This window comes from Bradyrhizobium cedriense (genome assembly GCF_054602315.1).
Map to the genome: position 1 here is coordinate 278,129 of NZ_JBTSWB010000009.1, position 18,965 is coordinate 297,093.

Below are 18,965 nucleotides of genomic sequence, written 5' to 3' on the forward strand. Positions count from 1 at the left end.
GATTGCGGCCCAGTCGCCTTTGGCATGCGTCGGATTGGAACGATGGTCGATTCAGGACTTACGATGGAAGTGAGGATTCGCAAGGTATATTACGTTGCTTGCGACATAGTGAGCATCGAGCTTGAATCCGCAACGTCAAATGAACTCCCGCCTGCCTCCGCCGGATCGCATGTTGATGTCCATGTCTCCGACAAGATCGTTCGTCAGTATTCTGTGTGCAATGACCCCTCCCAATCAGGCTATTACAGGCTTGCAATACTCAATGACCCCGGCTCAAGAGGGGGATCCAGAACGCTTCACGAGACCTTTCGCGAGGGAATGATTGTCAAGATCGGGCGGCCGCGTAACAATTTCGGGCTTGTTGAGGATGGCGGGCGCGCGATACTTCTAGCCGGCGGAATCGGAATCACTCCACTGCTCTCGATGGCCTATCGGCTTCAGACGATCGGTCATGATTTCGACTTCCATCTGTGCGCTCGGACCCGGGATCGCGCGCCCTTCGTCGATGAAATATCGGCCTCGCCGTTCGCTGGGCGATTTCGGCTCCACGTTGACGACGGGCCGGCGGAGCAGCGATTTCGGCCGGAGCAGGATCTCAACGGAGTGTGTTCGAGCACGAGCATCTACATATGTGGACCGAGAGGTTTCATAGATTTTGCCGTCTCAGCTGCGAGAAGGGCTGGCTGCCTCGAGGAGAGGATTCACACCGAAAGCTTCTCGGCAGGCGACGTGAAGGGCGGGGCGTCGTTCACGGTTGTGGCGTCACGGAGCGGCCAACGACTTGTTGTGCCTGGCGACAAATCGATTGCGTCGGTTCTTGAGGCGAACGGAATTAGCGTCGAACTTTCCTGCGAACAAGGAATATGTGGAACGTGCCTTACGAGAGTCCTTGCGGGCCGACCTGAGCACAGAGATTCCTTTCAAACCGACGCCGAGAAGCAAAGGAACGACAGGATCGCAATCTGTTGTTCCCGGTCCTTGTCCGAGGAACTGGTTCTCGACGTCTAGCCGAGTCCGGGTCGCGCGTCCGAGTCAATCCGCCTGCGCCAGTACCCTTGGACGAGCGGCCGATCTGGCAGCCGCGCATGGCGCGTCGGCACTGATAATGAGGCGTTGTTCGACATGTAAAGCGTCCACCTTCGGGGAAGTGGGCAAATGCATCCCACCGGCTGAGGCAGTCATTGATCGCTTGGCCGTAATCGTGGCTCCTGGAGAGCTTGGCGCGCTGCGCGCACAACCACGCCGTCAGGTCGACGGTCAGGGGGCGGCTACACTCCTGGCGCACACGCAAACGCTCCTGCGCAGTAAGACGGTTGAGCTCGCGCTCGATGGCGGACAGAACTTCGACGCGCTTGACCGGCTCGGCCGCGATCGGCGCCTCGCTGAGCCGGGCGAGATCAAAGAACTTGCGCCTGCCATGCGTCCAGACTGTAACAGACGTTCGCATGGCCCGCCCTTGCCACAGTCGGCCGGTTCTCGCGCTGCGCGATGCAAAAAAAAGCCGCCGATCTGATGCGGCGGCCAAGTCAGGGAGGAGCAGACGCCCGGTCTGCCAGCGGAAGCGATCGACCTTGCTTACGGGGTAGCTTGAGAAACGCGTCGCCCGTTGTCTGGCGAGCAGGTGTCAAACGCTACGCCGTTACGACTGCTCGGCTTTGAGCTGAGCCTCCACGATCCGCCGTGCCCTGACCGCCGGGCCGTCGGTCTGTAGAAGAACCGGCTTGAGCGACATCAAATCCTGGGTGTTCACCATGCGCTGCTGAGCCTCGATGACTGGCTTGTCTTCGTCGTCGAAGAGAGCCACGCCGGCCTTTAGCAATTCTTGGCTGAGGTCATCTTCATCCTGGCGGAAATCACGCGACATAGCCCAGAAGTAATGTGTCGACGTTTCTGTTTCCGGAGTGAGCAGGTGAGACGTTGGAATCGAAAGGCCTTCTTCTACCGGCCTGTTGACCCCCGTCATGCCGACGTCAAGCAGAAGGAGCGAGGGAGCGTTCCAACGCATGAAGTTGCGATGGTCGCCCCTTTGGTCCCCTGGAAACCCCAGCATCTGAAAATACTTGTTCGGCAGTTGATTAGGACGCGAGAATTTCGCCCAGACTTCATTGGGTTGCGGTTCCTTTTCGGCCTCGAATTTGGGCGGCCCCTCCGCATTCTTGAACATCGGATGAAGGTACTGCCCATGGCTCAGATCGAGCAGGTTGTCAGAAACCAGTTGATAATTCGCTTGGACGTGGAGGTAGCTACTGACTGTGCGAAACTTCGGATTGGTCAAAACACTGAAGTCCGCAATCAGAGACTCGTCCGCCTTGGTTGCGTCGCCAAGCCAAAGCCACGCGACGTCATGTTTCTCCACGACCTTGTAGCTCTTGACTTTAGCTGCCCTCGGGATTGTCCCATCGCCGTGCGGATTGAGTGTACATGCGCCGGTCGGATCGAAGCACAGTCCATGATAGCCACATTCGACGATATCGCCTTTGAGCTTCCCGAGGTGAAGCGGGACAAAGCGATGCGGGCATCGGTCGGTAAGAGCGGCGATATCGCCGGCTTCCTTGCGGTAGAAGACAATGCTCTCGTTTGCGATGGTTCGTGACAGCAAGCTGCGTGTGATTTCACACGACCATGCTGCGGCGTACCAAGTATTCTGGATGAATGACATCGACTCCCCTTTGCTCCGTTTTGTCGGACGGCTGTCGGAGGAGCCTCTCACCATTAGAGCAGTTTTAAAAATCGGCATTTTCAATGCAAACTATCGGGATCTCCGATAGTTCGCTGACCGAGCCGGCCCTTCGCGATGCCAAGGTGAGGATATCGAGATGCGCCAATGAACTCGGCGTCCTCCTCGCTGACGCCAAGGCGCGTCGTCCCGGCGCTCTAGCGACTCTCGTCCACCTCATAGACGTGCCGCTCGAACCGGTCCAGCAGCGTGTGCATCACACGGCGTGCTTGGCTGAATGCCTCAGAGCCGGCTCGAGCCGCCATATCGGCCTCGTATGCTGCGCGAGTAGCAAATTTACACTCCCACCTGACGTCGGGCCCGTTTCCCTCGCGCAGGACAAGGATCTCGCCAGGCTCCAGGCCGAGTTCGCGCCGGATGACGCTTGCTTGGCGGCGCTGTTGCAGCACCGCCGGTCCTTGACCCTGCTTGGCGAAGTAGTTCGTTGCTTCGACGATCGTCAATTTTTCCTCCTCTGACCCGCGAACCGCTGGCGCCACACCATGCGCAATGCCGTCGCTGCGGCACTTGACCGTTGCAATTTATGATCATAAAGTGTGATCACAATACTAGCACGTTGAAACCGAACGAAACAAGGCAGGCCGATTTGCCCACGATCAAATCCGTCGAAACATTGATTGTCCAACTGCCGACGCGGCGAGAGCACAAATGGGCAGGTCTGACTGAGGTGATCGGTCGATACGTCATCGTCAAGATGACCGACAGCGACGGTCGCGTTGGTTGGGGTGAAGCGCCGGCGCTCAAGGACTGGGGTGGCGAGTTCGGCCGGTATTTCGGCGAATCCGCTTTGATCACGCGAACCGTGATCGACACCTATCTGGCTCCCGCAATTGTCGGCGTCGAACTCGGCAATATCGCCGAACTACATGCGCGAATGGACGCGGTCATCAGGGGGTATCCTTATTCCAAGGCTGCGGTCGAGTTCGCCGCTTACGACCTTGCCGGCCGTTGGCTCGATATCCCCGTGCACACCCTCCTTGGAGGCCGGTCGCGCGATCGCGTGCCGGTTACGCATTCCATCGGCCTGATCTCGATCGAAGAAGCGCGCTCCGAGGTTGCAAAGCTCGTCCAGGAGGGCGTGCGAACCATCAAGGTGAAGATCGGGGTCGATCCGGATCGTGACGCAGCGATGGTCGACGCCGTACGCGAGGTCGCAGGCAATGCCGTCGAAATCTGCGTGGACGCCAACGAAGGTTACAAGACGCCCGGCGAGGCCGTTCAAGTCGTTCGCCGGATGGAAAAGAATCGACTGAAATATGTCGAGCAGCCTGTCATGGGTATCGAGCGCATTGCCGAGGTTGGCCGTCGTATCGACGCGCCCGTCATGGCCGACGAGTCGGCCTGGAATGCGCATGATGCGATTCAGATCATTCAGTCTGGCGGCATCCAAATCGTATCGATCTATACGACAAAAGCCGGTGGTCTCTACAAAGCCATGGAAGTTGGGGCGGTGTGCCGGGCAGCGGGCATCATCTGCAACGTCAACGGTTCGATCGAGACCGGCATCGGGAATCTTGCCAACGTCCAGTTGGCCGCAGCTTCACCCTCCGTGACCTTGTCCTGCGTCATTCCGATTTCGACGCCGGCGGAGTTCCAGCAGGGTCAGGTGGCCGGCATCTACTACAAGGACGATCTGCTCGTCGAGCCGATGAAGGTTGTCGACGGCGCAATCGTCGTTCCAGCCGGACCGGGAATGGGTATCGAGGTCGACCAGAAGAAAATCGAAAAGTACTGGGTGCGGGATTAAGCGCGCGCAGCAAAGAAGTTGAAAAAGGGAGCAGTCATGCGAGCGGAAATTGTCGCGAAACAAGTCAAATCAATGTCTCAGCATGGGCTGGATGCCATCATCTGCTCTTCGCCAGAGAATTTCTCGTACACTGCGGGGTTCGTGGTCCCCTCGCAACCGCTCATCCGTCACCGCCATGCAATGACCATCGTTACCGCCGACGGCCGCACGGCATTGTTCGGCGTCGACATGGAGGCGTCGACGATCAAGCGTCGCCAGCCGGACGTGCCGACGCGCATCTGGGCGGAATTCTCGGACGATCCCATGCTCGTGCTCTCCGATCAGCTCGCGGGGCTCGGGCTTGCTCGGGCTCGCATTGGACTCGAAATGGACTACCTGCCGGCGGGTGATTATGCCCGTCTGCTTGCGGCCATGCCGGCCGCGAAGTTCGAGCGTGCTGAGCCGATCCTGGCGCGGCTCCGGCAGATCAAGACCTCGGAGGAGATTGCTCTTTTGCGCAAGCTTTCTCGTATTGCCGACCAGGCCATTACCGACACTCTCGCCGTGGTCGACGAGGGTAATTCCGAAATGGACATCGCCGGCCACCTGACCCGGAATGTCTATGCTCTGGGCGCCGATCACTTCAAGCTGATGATCGTGGCGACCGGCGAGCGTAGCGTCTTGCCAAACGTCGGCCCGTCAGAGCGCATCTTGAAGCGTGGAGACGTCTGTCGTGTGGAGATATTCTCGGTCATCGACGGTTATCAAGCCGGCGTTTGCCGTACAGCGATCGTCGGCGAGGCGCCGCCCATGGCCGAGAAGATCTGGGCGCATTTGGTCGAGTGCAAGTACGAAATCATGGAGAAAGTGAAGCCGGGCGCGAGTTGTCGCAGCGTCTACGATGCGTTCATTGAGAAGCTCGCCAAGCTCGATCTGCCGCCGATCTCGTTCGTGGGCCACGGCATTGGCCTGCATCTGCACGAAGATCCCTACCTTGGATTGACGCCGGTGCTTGGCAAGCCGGGCACCGATGCGCCGCTCGAGGAGAACATGGTGCTCGGTTTCGAGCCACTTTGCTATGACACCGGCCATGGCTTCGGAATGCAGAACAAGGATATGCTGCTGGTGACTGCAAATGGGTCGGAACTGCTTTCCGACTATGCTGATACCGACCGGTTGATTCCCGTGGGTACCGCCAGGAAAAGCGGGACCGTGCGCAGGGCCGCCGTCGCTTGACGGAGGCCCCAAGCGGGGGACGAACTGATCGCTTGGTTAAAGGTCGCAGGAAACTGCCCGGCGTTATGGTGCGGCGGGTCAGGTGGGGCGGTCGTGATGGCAGAGTATTGGGTGAAGAGGCATGCGCACGCTGATCAAGGACTTGAACTTCGCTTTCACGGTCGACAAGAACGATACGGTCGTGCGCAACGCCAGTCTCGTGGTCGAAAACGACCGCATCTCGGATATCGGTCCGGCCGATGAGGTGGCCGCACGGCAGAAGAACGTCAGCTTCGACAGGGTGATCGATGGCAAAATGCTCGGCGTCTGCCCGGGCTTCGTCGACAGCCACGTCCATCTTTCGGAGACGCTGTCGCGCGCGGTCTTTCCGGATAATCTCAACACCCGCGCCTGGGTGTTCCACTGGGCCAAGCCCTTCTACGCTCACATCACCGAGGAAGACGAATATTGGGGGGCGCTGCTGGGCATCACCGAGATGCTGCGTTGTGGCACCACGTGTTTTCTCGACATGGGATCGCAATACGATCCCGGCATCGTCGTTCGCGCGATGGAAAAGGTCGGTATTCGCGGCATCACCGGGCGGCACGCGGCCGACAATCCCCCGCCCGAGCTCCCCCGCGGCTGGACCCAGGAAATGGTGGATCATCATTTCTTCCCGAACGCCGAGGCCGCACTCAAGGTGCTTGAGGATTGTGTGGTCCGCTACAACGGCGCCCTCGACGGCCGTGCGCGTTGCTGGGTCAATATCGAAGGCAAGGAACCGTGTAGCCTCGAACTCCACGTTGGAGCGGTGAAACTGGCTGAGCGGTTGGGCGTCGGCACGACCTATCATCTCGCCACCTCGATCGAGGAGGCGAGGGTTTGCGAGAAAAAATACGGCTGCTGGCCCATCACGCGCATCGATCGGGCCGGCGGCATAGGAAAGAATCTGGTCATCGCTCACGGCGCGGCCGTTTCGGACGAAGAGGTCCATCTGCTCGCCGCGCGTGGCGCCAGCGTCGCCTTCTGCCCATGCTCGTCGTTCAAGTTGGGGAAGGGTGCAACCGCGATCGGCAAATATCCGGAGATGGTGAAAGCGGGCGTTAAAGTTGGCCTTGGCACTGACGGCGTGTCGGCCGCCGGCAACATGAACCTGATGCGGCAAATGCTGATCGTCGCCGGCATGTTCAAGGACGCCCGCTTACAACCGGACATATTCACCGCACGACAAGCACTACGCGCCGCGACCATCGAAGGTGCGAAGGCGTTGATGTGGGACGACGAGATCGGTTCGCTGGAAATCGGCAAGAAGGCAGATTTCGTCCTCTTCGACCTGGACCACGTCGAATGGACGCCGTTCTACGATCCATTGCAGGCTTTGGTATTCTCCGCATCGACCGCTTCGATCGTGCAGACTTGGGTTGATGGCAAGGCGTCATATGTCGACGGCAAGGTGCAGGGTGTTGACGAGCCGCAGATTCGGCGCAAAGCCCGGCAACTGGCTGCTGCGGCGGTCGAGCGCGCTGGTCTGCATGACGAAGCGGTCGAGACCACCACGACGCTTTACGACGTCGGCAATTGACAGGCCGGCTCTAGCTGCGGAGGCGTAAGGCACAAGAACCTATCACGTTCAACAGGCTGCATGGGAGAGATCGGCCGCCGTTGCGACGGTACTGGCCGGCGCCGAAGGAGCAACCCCCAGGAAACTCTCAGGCAAAGGTGACCATGCAGCTGAACGATCTGGAGAGTGGCACTTCGAGTGCCCACCGAAGGGGACCGCCGTACCGGCCGAGCCGTCGCGGTTAATCTCTCAGGTACAGCGACAGATTGGGGACAAGCCGCGGGCCTCGGCCCGCTTCCCAACTTTGATCGCGGAGAAGTGAAATGCCACATGTTGTCGTCATCGGCGCCGGTATTACCGGCGTGACCACCGCCTATGCTCTTCTCAGCCGCGGCTATACCGTTACGGTGATCGAGCGTCAGCGCTACGCGGGTATGGAGACATCGTTCGCCAATGGCGGCCAACTTTCCGCCAGCAATGCGGAGGTCTGGAATAGCTGGTCGACCGTCTTCAAGGGAGTGAGGTGGATGTGGAGGCGCGATGCTCCGCTCCTCATGAATCCAGCGCCGACCTGGCACAAATATTCCTGGCTTGGCGAATTCATCTTCAACATCAAGAATTATCGCGACAACACAATTGAGACCACACGGCTTGCCATCGCCGCACGCAAGCATCTCTTCGCCATTGCCGAGCGCGAGGGTATCGACTTCGACCACGAGCGTCGCGGCATCCTTCACTTCTATCGGGATAAGCAGAGTTTCCAACACGCGCTCAAGGTCAATGCCATTCTCGTGGAGGGGGGCCTCGACCGTCGTCCAGTGACGGCCGCAGAGGTGAAGTCGATCGAGCCGACGCTGCATGGCGACTTCTTCGGAGGTTTCTATACCCCGTCGGATTCCACCGGAGACATCCACAAGTTTGTTTGCGGTCTCGCCAAGGCATGCGAGAGACGTGGCGTGCGTTTCATCTTTGACGCCACTGTGAGGCAGATCGCTCGGGACGAAATTTTCCGCATCCGGTATGCGCGAGACGAGCCTTCAGGCGACCCTCGTGTCAATGAGATCGATGCCGACAGTGTCGTCGTATGCGCCGGTTCCGCAAGCCGCGACCTCGCGGCGATGCTCGGCGACCGGCTCAACGTTTACCCTGTCAAGGGCTATTCGATCACCGTGCACCTCGACGACGAGCGGAGTCAGAAAGCGGCGCCTTGGGTCAGCCTGCTCGATGATGGCGCCAAGGTCGTTACCAGTCGATTGGGCGCTGCGCGCTTTCGCGTCGCCGGAACGGCAGAGTTCAACGGCATGAACCGCGACATACGCCAAGATCGGATCAAGCCGCTGGTTGATTGGACGCGAGCGCTGTTCCCCTCTGTCGACACCAACCGCGTTGTGCCATGGGCCGGCTTGCGTCCGATGATGCCGAACATGATGCCGCGTGTCGGTAGAGGCAGGACGCCGGGCGTCTTCTACAACACCGGCCACGGCCACCTGGGCTGGACCCTTTCGGCCGCAACAGCGGAGACGGTTGCCGAATGCCTTGCGGGCGAGTTTGGGCCCAGCATCACGGAATGGCTCCGACTGGCAACGTAGCCCGCCTGGTTTGGGTCCATGCGGCGGCAGCAATTCTCTCGCTTGACAATCGCGCTTGTGATCATAAAATGTGATCAAATATATGCGTTGGCGGGCGCGGTTTGCGCTTCGATCTGCGGAGAAAAGAATGAAGGTTGCAGTACTCGGAGGAGGAGCGGGGGGCGCGGCCTCGGTCGCAGAGTTGGTTCTCGCGGGCCACTCCGTTCACTTCTGGGCGCGTTCGGCCGAAACGCTTGAGCCGCACATCAAGCTTGGCGGCGTTGCATTCGATGGTAAGCTCGGCGAAGGAGTCGCAAAGCCTACTCTGATTACGACAGATCTCAAGTCGGCCATTTTCGGAGTCGATGTGGCGGTCGTCGTGCTGCCGACCTTCTCGCACTCGGCCATAGCCAAGGCTCTCGCCGGGGCCGGCTGGCCTTGGAGCAAACCGGTCGTGCTGAACCCCGGTCACACCGGAGGAGCACTGGAATTCGCCGAGGCCTATTCCCGCACCGGGCGGGCAGTGCCGCCGGTGGTTGAGTTCTCGACCCTTACATACGTCGCGCGCAAATACCGTCCCGACGGGGTCACCATTAGTGGCCGCGCCAAACAACTGAAGGCCGCCGCCCTCAAGGGAGGAGCGGAGGCGCTGGACATTGCGTCGAAATTGTACCCCGGTATTACGCCGGTTCGTGACGTGATCGCCTCCGACCTCTCTAATGTGAATATGGTCCTGCATCCCCCCGGCGCGGTGCTGGGAGCTGCCTGGGTCGAGGCGACCGGCGGCAACTTCACTTTCTACGTCGATGCCATGACGCCCGGGGTCGCTCGCGTCATGCGGCAATTGGACGAGGAGCGCTTGGCGGTCGCCCGGGCGTTCGGACATGAGTTGCCGAATTTGATTGAAGAGATGAAGCTGCTCGGCACGGTGGAGGCTGACGTGATTGACGTCACCGATTACCGCGCCGCCATCGCGGGCGGCGAGGCCAATCGCCGTATCAAGGGACCGGATTCGCTCGAATATCGCTACTACAAGGAGGATTTCGGTCACGGCCTGCTACCCTTCCTGGAGTTTGCACAGATCGCGGACGTCAACGTGCCCGTCGCAACGTCGCTCTATCGCCTGGCGCAGGCCGCGGTCGGAACTGACTATCGGATCGGTGGCCGGACCGCAGAAGCAATGGGCATCACCGGCATGTCCAGGGATCAGCTCATTGAGAAGGTAAGAGCCCCATGAGTTGGCAGAATACAGTCATCGCAATCGTAGCCGGCGACGCACGCGAACAGGAGATCGCTCGCTGTGCAGTGAGGGCTGGAGCCGCCGTTCGGGCCTACGGCTTTCCATGGCCTGATGGGGGTATCGAAGGCGTCTATCATGCTGCGGACGCAGCTGATGCATTGAAGGGTGCCGACATCGCGCTGTTTCCGATTCCGGGCATCAGCACGGAGGGCGCGCTTTTCGCGCCCAAGTGTCCGCAAAAGATCATTCCGACGCGAGAAATGTTGGCCGGCATGAGGCGGCCCGGCAACATCATACTCGGTTGGGCGGACGACAATCTGAAGGCCAATTGCAAGGCGCTCGGCATCGCGCTGCACGAGTACGAATGGGACATCGACCTCATGCTGCTGCGGGGGCCGGCGATCGTCGAAGGCGTATTGAAGGTGATCATCGAAAACACGCAGATCACCATCCACAAGTCCAACGTCTGCCTGGTTGGCCAAGGCACCATCGGCTCGCTTCTGACGAAGACGTTGGTCGGGCTTGGAGCTCATGTTCATGTCGCCGCGCGCAACCCGGTTCAGCGCGCAGCTGCCTACGCGACAGGCGCCGAGACACTGACGCTAGAGCAATTGCCGGCCGTTCTGCATCGCATGGACATTGTGATCGGTAGCGTTCCAAAGCGGCTGCTCGAGCGCGATCAACTGGCTCTGCTGCCCAAACACGCGCTGCTGGTCGATGTCGCGGCGCCTCCCGGAACGATCGACCGGGACGCCGCCGTCGAACTTGGGCTGAAGGTTGTCTGGGCGCGCGGCATGGGCGCGCGTGCACCGATCACGGTCGGCCGCAGCCAGTGGACGGGCATCAGCCGGCGCATAGAGACAATACTGGAGCAAGGACAATGAAGGCGGATCTGGTCATCAAGAACGCGCGCGTGGTTCGCCACGACGGAGAATTCCACGGCGGCGTCGCGGTGAAGGACGGCAAGATCGTCCTGACCGGGGCTGACGAAGTCCTTCCCGACGCCAAGCGCACGATCGATGCCGAGGGGCGGGTGTTGATGCCGGGCTTGATCGATCCACACTGCCATCTGGGCGTGAAGTTTCCCTTCGCGGAGGATATGCGCACAGAAACGGCGGCTGCGGCCTCCGGCGGCGTGACGACCGCGCTTCTCTATATCCGCAATCTCAAGGAGTCCTATCTGCCTTTCTACGCGGAGCGCAAGGCGATCGGCGAGGAAAACTCGGTGATCGATTTCGGCTTTCATTTCGGTATCCAGCGCGAGGAACATATCGCCGAGATTCCAGAGGTCATCGCGAAGACCGGCGTCAAGTCCTTCAAATGCTATTTCGGTTACGAACCCGACAATCCGATCGGCATCGTGCCGGCCACGGACGGCTGGGTCTATGCCGCGATGCGCATCTTGTCGAAGGTTCCCGGTGGGGTAATCAACGTTCACTGCGAGAACACCCAGATCGCGTCTTGGATCAAAAAAGAGATCGCGGCCACCGGCCGCCAGGATCTCGGCGCATACACGGAATCCCGCCCGGCCTTCTGCGAGGTGGAGACCATCCGGCGCATGCTCTTCCTTGCCGAGAAGACCGGCTGTTCGCTTCATCTGGTCCACACCTCCGTCGGTATGGGTCCCGTGCTCGCCGCCGAGGCCCAGGCGCGTGGCGTGCGTGTGACGGTAGAGACCTGTCCTCACTACCTCACCCGCACGTGCTACGACGAGGATCTCGACATGCGTGCGAAGATATCACCGCCGTTGCGCGACCGGAACGAACTCGAAGGTCTTTGGCATGGCGTCATGAACGGCTCAGTCTACAGCCTTGGGACGGACCACGTGCCGTTCCTGCCCAAGAAACTGGAGGATCTTTGGACCGAATTCCCAGGTGTGGTGAGCTTCCCCTGGGAGCTGTCGCTGATGCTTCATTTCGGCGTCCATCAACGCGGTTTGCCGTTGACCCGGCTCGTCGAGCTCAACTCGTTCAACCCCGCTCGTCGTTTCGGGCTCTGGCCGCGCAAGGGGCACATCGACGTTGGCTTCGACGCCGACCTCGTGCTGGTCGACTTCGACGAGCAGCGCACGGTCAAACACACCGGGAAGGGCACGTGCATCTATGAAGGATGGACGCTCAAGGGTTGGCCGGTGATGACCGTTGCTCGCGGTGACGTCGTCTATGAAAACGGTTCCGTCGCCGACAACCACTATGGTCGCGGTCGATGCGTGACCCTGCCGTCATGAGTGGCACGGACTTCCACCGACTGGAGTTGGCAGGCCGAGAATCGCTCATGCCGGCCCAAATGTCGATGAGTGAAGCTGTCGCCGGTATCGTGGCGCGCAAGACCACGGTCCGTCAGGAGAGATTGTCCGGAATCCACAACCCATGGGGACATGCGATCGGCTTGACGGACCCCTGGATCTTTCTGGACCTCTGCGAGAGCCAACGTGTCGTCGATGCCGCGCGCGGCATCCTGGGGCAGGACATCATCTTGTGGGACAGCGAGCTGTTCACGGAAGTGCGCAGCTATGCCGACTTCCTGCACAGGGGGCGGGAAGGTCGCTATTGGCCGGTTGAGCCTTTCGCGGGGGCGATCGTGTTGTTGCCCATTGGCCGAGTTGATCCGGGACTGCTGGCGATCGGTCTGAACGACATCGAAAAGAACGTGCTTGAGATGTTCAATCCGTCTGAGCCAATCTATGTCATTCGGCTGATGCCGGCCACCAGTCATTTCGACCGAGACCCGATGCATTCTGCGCACCGCGCATGCATGGAGGAGCAGGTTTTGATCAACTATACCAACCGTCCGCTGTGGCTACTCAGCGGTGTCGATCGGGCGAGCAATGATCTGGTTACGGGCTTCGCGACCGCCGCGCCCATTTGGGCATCCGGCGCTCGGCGGGCCGAGAAGGAAGGAGAGAGCTAATGCCATTTGTCGTCGTCGAAATGTGGGAAGGTCGCACTGTCGATCAGAAGCGCAGGCTTGTGAAAGCCATCACCAAGGCAATGGTCGAAGAGGCTGCCTGCAAGCCCGACCATCTGCATGTGGTGATCCATGAGACAGCGAAGGATAGCTGGGGTCGTGCCGGCGTGCTGGGTATCGATATGGAGGAAAACAAGAAATGAGTTTAGAGTCCCTCGACTATCGCAAGTCGGCGCTCCTGGTCATCGACCTTCAGAATGCCTTCATTCATGAAAAGGGCACGCTCGGCATTTCCGGTGTCGACACCAAGCGCCTTTCCTCAATCGTTCCGCCGTTGGCAAAGTTGATCAAGCAGTGTCAGGAGGCGGGCATCCCCGTCATTTGGACGATGCAAGAGCATTTTGCCGTCGACAAGAATCGCGCCAAAAAGAAGCTGCTTGGTCACACCGCCCGGCGCAAGCAGGTGTCCGCGCTCGCCGGCACCTGGGATGAAGAGATCATTGAAGAGCTCAAGCCGTTGGCCGAGTTCAATCCTTCCTTCGTGATCCGTAAGCATCGCTTCGGCGCCTTCTACGAAACTCGACTGGAGATGATGCTGAAGATGCTGGGTACGCAGCATTTGTTCATCACCGGTGCAACCACAAATGCCTGCGTTGAGACGACGATCCGCGAAGCCTACCTCCGCGATTTTGATGTGATCGCTGTTGATGATTGCGTATCGGGCGTCAATGCCGATTGGGAAGCAACCGCCAAGCAGGTCTGGAAGCAGTACTTCTGCGAGATCGCGCCATCCTCGGAAATTCTCGACTGGATCGGCGAACAGGTGAAGCCGCGCGTGACAAACTACGGCCACCAGCTCATCATGGTCAACGATATCGACAAATCGGTCGCCTTCTATACCGAGCAGCTCGGTTTCACGATCAGGCCGGCCAAACCGCTTGCGGATGGCCGGCCGTTCGTTGCCTTCCACCAGGGCATTGCTCTGATCAATGGCAAGGCCGCCGACCATCGCCAGCTCGACCACATCGCCTTTGAGGTCAACGATGTTCGGGCGCTCGATGCAAAGTTGAAAAAGGCGGGCGTGCACTACTACAATGGGTTGCACGACGGACCATATGGGCTGACGATCTACATCGCCGACCCGGATGGAACCAAGGTCGAGCTGTATCAGGTCGGCATAACCGCCTAAGGGCGGCTGTGCATGCCCGCACAACCGCCCCAAGGCAACGCTCTTGTGCCAATCGGCAGGTCAAAGAAACCTGAGGATGCCGATTTGTGGCGCTACTGCTTCACGATGCGGTTGCCGCTTACTTCCAAATCCACTAATGATCACGATATGAGATCACAAGGATGCGGACCGTGACGTCGTTCTCGAAGGCTGGTCTCGGTGTCCTCGAGTATCTCGGACGTCGCGTAGCGACGTCCTAATAAAAGAGAGGCGGGAGATGCGGACGGAGAAAACGGAAGTTGCCGTAAATGGCAACGAAGAAGGCAAGCGGCAGCGGGGGCACATCTACGAACGTGTGCTGAGCTATATGCGCAGAGGACTTATGGTCGGAGCGTTTGTTCCCGGCCAGGTCATGAGCTTGCGCAAGTTGGCGGCAGGGCTCGGCACCAGCCCCATGCCGGTTCGTGAAGTGCTGAGCCAGCTCGTCGCGGCGAATGCCCTGGAAGAGACCAAGGGGGGCTCGGTACGCGTGCCGAGGCTCGGCGCTGAGAAGCTGAGCGATATCTTTTCAGTGCGCGAACTGCTTGAAGGTACGGCAGCCGAACTCGCCGCCAAGAAAGCTTCACCTGCGCTCCTTCACGAACTGACGTCCATCAACAAGCAATTGCTTCAGGCGATCGCCAAGCGTGACATCCTGAACTGCCTTTCCTTCAACCAGAAATTCCATTTCACGCTCTACCAGGCGAGCGAATCCGAAACGCTCATGCTCTTGATCGAGTCGCTTTGGTTGCAGTTCGGGCCGACCATGTACATGTCGCTGCTGATCCCCTCGAAGCCCTGGAGTGCGTCTCATCATGAGGACATTCTGGCGGGGCTGAATGAGGGCAACGCAACCGCGGTCAAACGCGGGACGATCCAGGACATCCGGACGACTTGCCGAGCCTTGCTCAGCATCGCCGGCTCGCAAGGGACCGAGCTGCCCTTCGCGCAAGGAATGGAACTGCAGTTCGATGACTGAGAACCGAGATCCGGAGTACCGCGCCGTGGAAGCAAAGATCGACCAAAAACTGGCCCAACTGGGAATCAGCTTGCCCGCAACGACGTCTCCAAGCGCCAACTACGTTCCCGCGCGCAGATTGGGTAGCCAGATCTACATCTCTGGGCAGGTCCCTAGCGAGGGCGGCAAGGACAAGTACATCGGTAAGCTCGGCTCGAACTTCTCCGTGGAGGAAGGCCAAAAAGCTGCGCGTCTTTGTGCAATCAATATTCTTGCTCAGCTCAAGCAGGCATTGGACGGCAATCTCGACAGGGTGGTCGGGGTCATTCGGCTGGGCGGCTTTGTCAATGCCGAGCCGGACTTCAAAGATCATCCCAAGGTCATCAATGGCGCGTCTGACCTGATGGTGGAGGTGTTTGGCGAGGCAGGACGCCACGCTCGCGCGGCGGTCGGCTGCAGCTCATTGCCCCGCAACGTTCCGGTCGAGGTCGACGCAATATTCGAGGTCATCTGAATCATGCAGCCCGCCGCTCCCTCCCTAGACACGCGGATCCCGGTTCATGTGCTGACGGGATTTCTCGGGAGCGGCAAGACAACGTTTCTTCGACACCTGCTCGAGGAGCCTGGTCTCGCCGAGACGGCGGTGATCATCAATGAATTCGGCGAAATAGGACTGGATCACCTGCTGGTGCGGGAGGTCGCGGAAGATGTGGTCCTGCTGTCGTCCGGATGTTTGTGCTGCGCCGTGCGCGACGATCTCGTGTCAACCTTGGCCGAGCTTCTGGCGATGGTCCGCAGCGGCGCGGTGACGCCTTTCCGCCGGGTCGTTGTCGAAACCACCGGCCTCGCCGATCCGGCGCCTATCATACACGCGGTGATGAGCGCCTCCGCATTGCTGCACGGCTATCGCGCTGGCAACATCATTACGACTGTGGACGGCGTCAGTGGCCTCAACAGCATTCGAAATTTCGCAGAAGCGGCGCAGCAGGTGGCGTTAGCGGATTGCGTTGTCATCACCAAGTCGGATCTTGTCGAGCGTTGGCAATTGGACAAGCTTGAGCTCGATGTCGCCAAGGTCAATCCATCAGTGCGCTCGCTGATCTCGAGCAAGCATGCGATGCCCTCGGCGGTCGACGTCCTGGCCCATGACGACGAGGGGGAGCCGCACTATCTGCGAGTAGCTGACAGCCCTGGGCGGGGAGTCCACACCCACGGCATCAAGACCTTCACGGTCGAAGTGGCGCGTGAAGTCGAATGGCCGGCCTTTGTCGGTTGGCTTGAATTGTTGCTGGCTGCACGCGGTGAATCCATTCTCCGTGTAAAGGGGTTGTTGCCGGTCAGAGGCGACGAGCGACCGGTTGTCATCCACGGTGTGCAGCACGTCGTCTATCCGCCAGAATATCTGCCACGCTGGCCGGAAGGTTCGCCACGCGGTTGGCTGGTGTTTATCGCGCGCAATCTGACGCGCACCGCGATCGAAAATTCCCTGCCAAGCATCTTTGCCGCCAGGCACTGACCGTTGAAAGCGCAACCGCGCCGATACGATATCGATCACAAGTCTTCCCCATCACCTGCCAAGCCAAGCCGCTCATCGAAGGCAGGCAATTCGCCGCCCTGCTTCTTTGCTCATGTTTGCGGCGCAGAAATCGCTTGAATGCACGAAAAATGGCCGGAGGCAGCCGACATTACACGCTTGACAATACAAATTTGTGATCACATCATGAGATCAAATATAAGTTGGTTTGGGAAGTGATGCCATCGCCCCCGCATGGACGCGCCGCATGAGTGGTGATGTCCGGGTGGCGAAACCAAGCCCAAGAGGACGGGGATGACGGGATGTCTCGGGTGAATCTCGCAGCAGCAGTGTCGGCCCTGAGGGCGCGCCGACGAGCCGGGTTCTTTCGACGAGGCCGTCGGGCTGTCGTCAGATACGCGCGACCTTTCCTTGATTGGTTCGTCGAGGAAGTCCGACTGTGCCTCGAGAGCGCGCTTGTCGGCGAAGTGTTCGTTGATGTGACAAGACCATCGATGGCGTCGGTGGACGGTTCTGCCAAAAACAACTGTAATCTTCTAACGCGGTGAGGCTACGGTGGCGAGTACGGATATTGTCAGTGCCGGCAAGGCACAGCGGAAGCAGGGCAAAAGCATGAGCGGCAAGAAACGCGCTCACGGCAGCTGGCTAGAACGTTATTCGGCGCTCCTCGTAGCTGCGGCGCTGATCGGTACTTGGCAAATTCTCGTGCCGCTGTCAGGTCTTTCAGAGTTTGTCCTGCCGACGCCGTCGGCCGTCGCCGCCCGAATGGTCAATGACGCGCCGCTGCTCGCTGCCCACCTCTATGTGACGCTGTTCGAGGTGATCGTCGGCTTTGGCGTGGGCGTGCTGGTCGGTGTCCCTCTGGCGTTATCGATCTTCTACTCCAAGCCCTTCGAGCGCGCCATCTATCCGATCCTCGTGGGTCTACAGACGGTACCCAAGGTGTCGCTGGCGCCGATCTTGGTGCTTTATCTCGGCTACGGTTGGGCACCGAAGATCGTGCTTGCCTTCTTGATCTCGTTTTTCCCGATCGTGATATCGACCGTCGTCGGCCTACAGTCCCTCGACAAGAATCTTGTCAACCTGGTCCGCTCAATGGGCGCAAACGAGTGGCAGACCTTCTTCAAGCTGCGTCTGCCAGCCGCGCTGCCCAACATCTTCGGCGGCTTCAAGGTGGCCATATCTCTCGCCGTCATCGGTGCGGTCATCGGCGAGTACGTAGCAGCCGAACGGGGGCTTGGCTATCTGCAGCTTCAGGCAAATTCACAGTTCGATACCACGCTTAACTTCGCGACCGTAGTGACGATCTCACTGCTCGGCGTGATCCTTTACTACATCATCGATGTGGTCGAGGCGCGCGTTTCCTACAAGCGCGACGACGCCAAATGAAATGCCTTTAGGTGACAATTGACAACAACGATGCGCAATTACAGTTACAGCGAGGCAGTACGATGAATGCCATCCAAACATCTGGTGCGGCAGTCGAAATTTCGCAGCTTTCGAAGGTCTACAAGACCCGCGAAGATGATGATGTCGTCGCCATCGAGCGGATAGACCTTCAGTTCGAGCCAGGCACCTTCGTCGCTGTGGTGGGGCCGAGCGGGTGCGGCAAGAGCACCTTGCTTTCAATGCTCGCGGGCCTTGTCTCCGTCTCGACCGGCAAGATCGCCATTGACGGGGACGCGATCAGCAAGCCGCATCCCAAGATCGGCGTCGTCTTTCAGTCCGATCTCCTGCTCTACTGGCGCACCGTGCTCGACAACATTTTGCTGCCGATCGAGATCAAGAAGCTCGATCTTTCAAAGTTCCGAATGCGTGCCGAGGAGCTACTTGAGCAAGTTGGCCTTAAGGGGTTCGGCAACAAGTTTCCATCCGAACTCTCGGGCGGCATGCGTCAACGAGTGGCGATATGCCGCGCGCTGATCCAGGAGCCCGGCCTGCTGTTGATGGACGAGCCCTTCGGTGCGCTTGACGCGCTAACTCGCGAGCAGATGATCATGGACATGCAGTCTATGTGGCTGAGGGTGCAGAACACGGTTCTGTTTATCACGCACGGTATTGACGAAGCTGTATTTCTCGCCGATCGCGTGCTGGTCATGTCTCCGCGCCCCGGTCGAATCGATCTTGACCTAAAAATCGACATGCTCCGTCCCAGACAGTGGAGCAAGGTCCACGAGGACAAGGTCTATCATGGCTACGTCCGCCAGATCCGCGATATCTTTGAGGCTAAAGGGGTACTCGTCGCCCACTGAGCAAGGGTAGGCCGGTCAGTTGTCAAGAGAACCAGGCATGAGTGCCGCAGGATGATTTTC

18 protein-coding genes, 1 pseudogene and 1 riboswitch are annotated in these 18,965 nt (G+C 59.5%); of the genes and pseudogenes, 16 read left to right on the plus strand and 3 right to left on the minus strand.

The features are described 5' to 3' along the window. Window positions 1-42 precede the first annotated feature (42 nt). Entirely contained in the window at window positions 43-1,008 is a 966-nt protein-coding gene (locus ACYCVF_RS31715; protein ID WP_459606771.1) for a PDR/VanB family oxidoreductase, read from the plus strand. Between the two features lie 67 nt (window positions 1,009-1,075). Here ACYCVF_RS31715 and ACYCVF_RS31720 read toward each other — a convergent pair. From ACYCVF_RS31720 to ACYCVF_RS31730, 3 genes and pseudogenes are all read right to left on the minus strand, one after another. Further along, a pseudogene (locus tag ACYCVF_RS31720) lies at window positions 1,076-1,447 on the minus strand (IS66 family transposase); the annotation flags it as partial. 192 nt (window positions 1,448-1,639) lie between these two features. After that, window positions 1,640-2,659: a Rieske 2Fe-2S domain-containing protein gene (locus tag ACYCVF_RS31725; protein WP_459606770.1), complete on the minus strand. Its 1,020-nt coding sequence runs from the start codon at window positions 2,657-2,659 to the stop codon at window positions 1,640-1,642. Between the two features lie 215 nt (window positions 2,660-2,874). Continuing rightward, window positions 2,875-3,180 carry a hypothetical protein gene (locus ACYCVF_RS31730; RefSeq protein ID WP_459606769.1) on the minus strand — a complete coding sequence of 102 codons (306 nt, stop codon included), beginning with the start codon at window positions 3,178-3,180 and terminating at the stop codon, window positions 2,875-2,877. A gap of 80 nt (window positions 3,181-3,260) precedes the next feature. On the opposite strand from ACYCVF_RS31730, the gene ACYCVF_RS31735 reads away from it, so the two are divergent. From ACYCVF_RS31735 to ACYCVF_RS31805, 15 genes are all read left to right on the plus strand, one after another. After that, window positions 3,261-4,484 carry a mandelate racemase/muconate lactonizing enzyme family protein gene (locus ACYCVF_RS31735; protein WP_459606993.1) on the plus strand — a complete coding sequence of 408 codons (1,224 nt, stop codon included), beginning with the start codon at window positions 3,261-3,263 and terminating at the stop codon, window positions 4,482-4,484. A gap of 36 nt (window positions 4,485-4,520) precedes the next feature. Further along, entirely contained in the window at window positions 4,521-5,699 is a 1,179-nt protein-coding gene (locus tag ACYCVF_RS31740; protein WP_459606768.1) for a M24 family metallopeptidase, read from the plus strand. A gap of 121 nt (window positions 5,700-5,820) precedes the next feature. Next, entirely contained in the window at window positions 5,821-7,260 is a 1,440-nt protein-coding gene (locus ACYCVF_RS31745; protein ID WP_459606767.1) for an amidohydrolase family protein, read from the plus strand. 51 nt (window positions 7,261-7,311) lie between these two features. Next, window positions 7,312-7,414: riboswitch (glycine riboswitch) on the plus strand. Window positions 7,415-7,562: 148 nt separating this feature from the next. Beyond that, entirely contained in the window at window positions 7,563-8,828 is a 1,266-nt protein-coding gene (locus ACYCVF_RS31750) for a D-amino acid dehydrogenase (protein WP_459606766.1), read from the plus strand. A 127-nt stretch (window positions 8,829-8,955) separates the two neighbouring features. Then, complete coding sequence (locus ACYCVF_RS31755) at window positions 8,956-10,044, plus strand: NAD/NADP octopine/nopaline dehydrogenase family protein (protein WP_459606765.1); 1,089 nt, start codon at window positions 8,956-8,958, stop codon at window positions 10,042-10,044. Further along, window positions 10,041-10,931: a dipicolinate synthase subunit DpsA gene (locus tag ACYCVF_RS31760; RefSeq protein ID WP_459606764.1), complete on the plus strand. Its 891-nt coding sequence runs from the start codon at window positions 10,041-10,043 to the stop codon at window positions 10,929-10,931. The genes ACYCVF_RS31755 and ACYCVF_RS31760 overlap by 4 nt, the downstream gene beginning before the upstream one ends. Then, complete coding sequence (locus ACYCVF_RS31765) at window positions 10,928-12,274, plus strand: dihydroorotase (RefSeq protein WP_459606763.1); 1,347 nt, start codon at window positions 10,928-10,930, stop codon at window positions 12,272-12,274. The genes ACYCVF_RS31760 and ACYCVF_RS31765 overlap by 4 nt, the downstream gene beginning before the upstream one ends. Then, the gene (locus ACYCVF_RS31770; protein ID WP_459606762.1) at window positions 12,253-12,957 is read left to right on the plus strand and encodes a resolvase; all 705 of its coding nucleotides are present in this window, start codon (window positions 12,253-12,255) and stop codon (window positions 12,955-12,957) included. The genes ACYCVF_RS31765 and ACYCVF_RS31770 overlap by 22 nt, the downstream gene beginning before the upstream one ends. Continuing rightward, window positions 12,957-13,157, plus strand: a complete 201-nt coding sequence (locus tag ACYCVF_RS31775) for a 2-hydroxymuconate tautomerase (protein ID WP_458183834.1) — start codon at window positions 12,957-12,959, stop codon at window positions 13,155-13,157. The genes ACYCVF_RS31770 and ACYCVF_RS31775 overlap by 1 nt, the downstream gene beginning before the upstream one ends. Beyond that, a complete protein-coding gene (locus ACYCVF_RS31780) occupies window positions 13,154-14,143 on the plus strand; it encodes an isochorismatase family protein (RefSeq protein WP_459606761.1) in 990 nt (329 codons plus the stop codon). Before ACYCVF_RS31775 ends, ACYCVF_RS31780 begins: the two co-directional genes overlap by 4 nt. A gap of 256 nt (window positions 14,144-14,399) precedes the next feature. Further along, the gene (locus ACYCVF_RS31785; protein ID WP_459606760.1) at window positions 14,400-15,140 is read left to right on the plus strand and encodes a GntR family transcriptional regulator; all 741 of its coding nucleotides are present in this window, start codon (window positions 14,400-14,402) and stop codon (window positions 15,138-15,140) included. Further along, window positions 15,133-15,633, plus strand: coding sequence for a RidA family protein (locus ACYCVF_RS31790; protein ID WP_459606759.1), 501 nt, complete (start codon window positions 15,133-15,135; stop codon window positions 15,631-15,633). The genes ACYCVF_RS31785 and ACYCVF_RS31790 overlap by 8 nt, the downstream gene beginning before the upstream one ends. 3 nt (window positions 15,634-15,636) lie before the next feature. Next, entirely contained in the window at window positions 15,637-16,635 is a 999-nt protein-coding gene (locus tag ACYCVF_RS31795) for a CobW family GTP-binding protein (protein WP_459606758.1), read from the plus strand. A gap of 573 nt (window positions 16,636-17,208) precedes the next feature. After that, complete coding sequence (locus tag ACYCVF_RS31800) at window positions 17,209-18,042, plus strand: ABC transporter permease (RefSeq protein WP_459606757.1); 834 nt, start codon at window positions 17,209-17,211, stop codon at window positions 18,040-18,042. A 62-nt stretch (window positions 18,043-18,104) separates the two neighbouring features. Beyond that, window positions 18,105-18,905: an ABC transporter ATP-binding protein gene (locus ACYCVF_RS31805; protein ID WP_027544493.1), complete on the plus strand. Its 801-nt coding sequence runs from the start codon at window positions 18,105-18,107 to the stop codon at window positions 18,903-18,905. Window positions 18,906-18,965: the final 60 nt, after the last annotated feature.

Coding starts and splice junctions, on each gene's coding strand:
- ACYCVF_RS31715 (WP_459606771.1), top strand. CDS start 43: ATGGTCGATTCAGGACTTACGATGGAAGTGAGGATTCGCAAGGTATAT.
- ACYCVF_RS31725 (WP_459606770.1), bottom strand. CDS start 2,659: ATGTCATTCATCCAGAATACTTGGTACGCCGCAGCATGGTCGTGTGAA.
- ACYCVF_RS31735 (WP_459606993.1), top strand. CDS start 3,261: ATGATCATAAAGTGTGATCACAATACTAGCACGTTGAAACCGAACGAA.
- ACYCVF_RS31740 (WP_459606768.1), top strand. CDS start 4,521: ATGCGAGCGGAAATTGTCGCGAAACAAGTCAAATCAATGTCTCAGCAT.
- ACYCVF_RS31745 (WP_459606767.1), top strand. CDS start 5,821: ATGCGCACGCTGATCAAGGACTTGAACTTCGCTTTCACGGTCGACAAG.
- ACYCVF_RS31750 (WP_459606766.1), top strand. CDS start 7,563: ATGCCACATGTTGTCGTCATCGGCGCCGGTATTACCGGCGTGACCACC.
- ACYCVF_RS31755 (WP_459606765.1), top strand. CDS start 8,956: ATGAAGGTTGCAGTACTCGGAGGAGGAGCGGGGGGCGCGGCCTCGGTC.
- ACYCVF_RS31760 (WP_459606764.1), top strand. CDS start 10,041: ATGAGTTGGCAGAATACAGTCATCGCAATCGTAGCCGGCGACGCACGC.
- ACYCVF_RS31765 (WP_459606763.1), top strand. CDS start 10,928: ATGAAGGCGGATCTGGTCATCAAGAACGCGCGCGTGGTTCGCCACGAC.
- ACYCVF_RS31770 (WP_459606762.1), top strand. CDS start 12,253: ATGCGTGACCCTGCCGTCATGAGTGGCACGGACTTCCACCGACTGGAG.
- ACYCVF_RS31775 (WP_458183834.1), top strand. CDS start 12,957: ATGCCATTTGTCGTCGTCGAAATGTGGGAAGGTCGCACTGTCGATCAG.
- ACYCVF_RS31780 (WP_459606761.1), top strand. CDS start 13,154: ATGAGTTTAGAGTCCCTCGACTATCGCAAGTCGGCGCTCCTGGTCATC.
- ACYCVF_RS31785 (WP_459606760.1), top strand. CDS start 14,400: ATGCGGACGGAGAAAACGGAAGTTGCCGTAAATGGCAACGAAGAAGGC.
- ACYCVF_RS31790 (WP_459606759.1), top strand. CDS start 15,133: ATGACTGAGAACCGAGATCCGGAGTACCGCGCCGTGGAAGCAAAGATC.
- ACYCVF_RS31795 (WP_459606758.1), top strand. CDS start 15,637: ATGCAGCCCGCCGCTCCCTCCCTAGACACGCGGATCCCGGTTCATGTG.
- ACYCVF_RS31805 (WP_027544493.1), top strand. CDS start 18,105: ATGAATGCCATCCAAACATCTGGTGCGGCAGTCGAAATTTCGCAGCTT.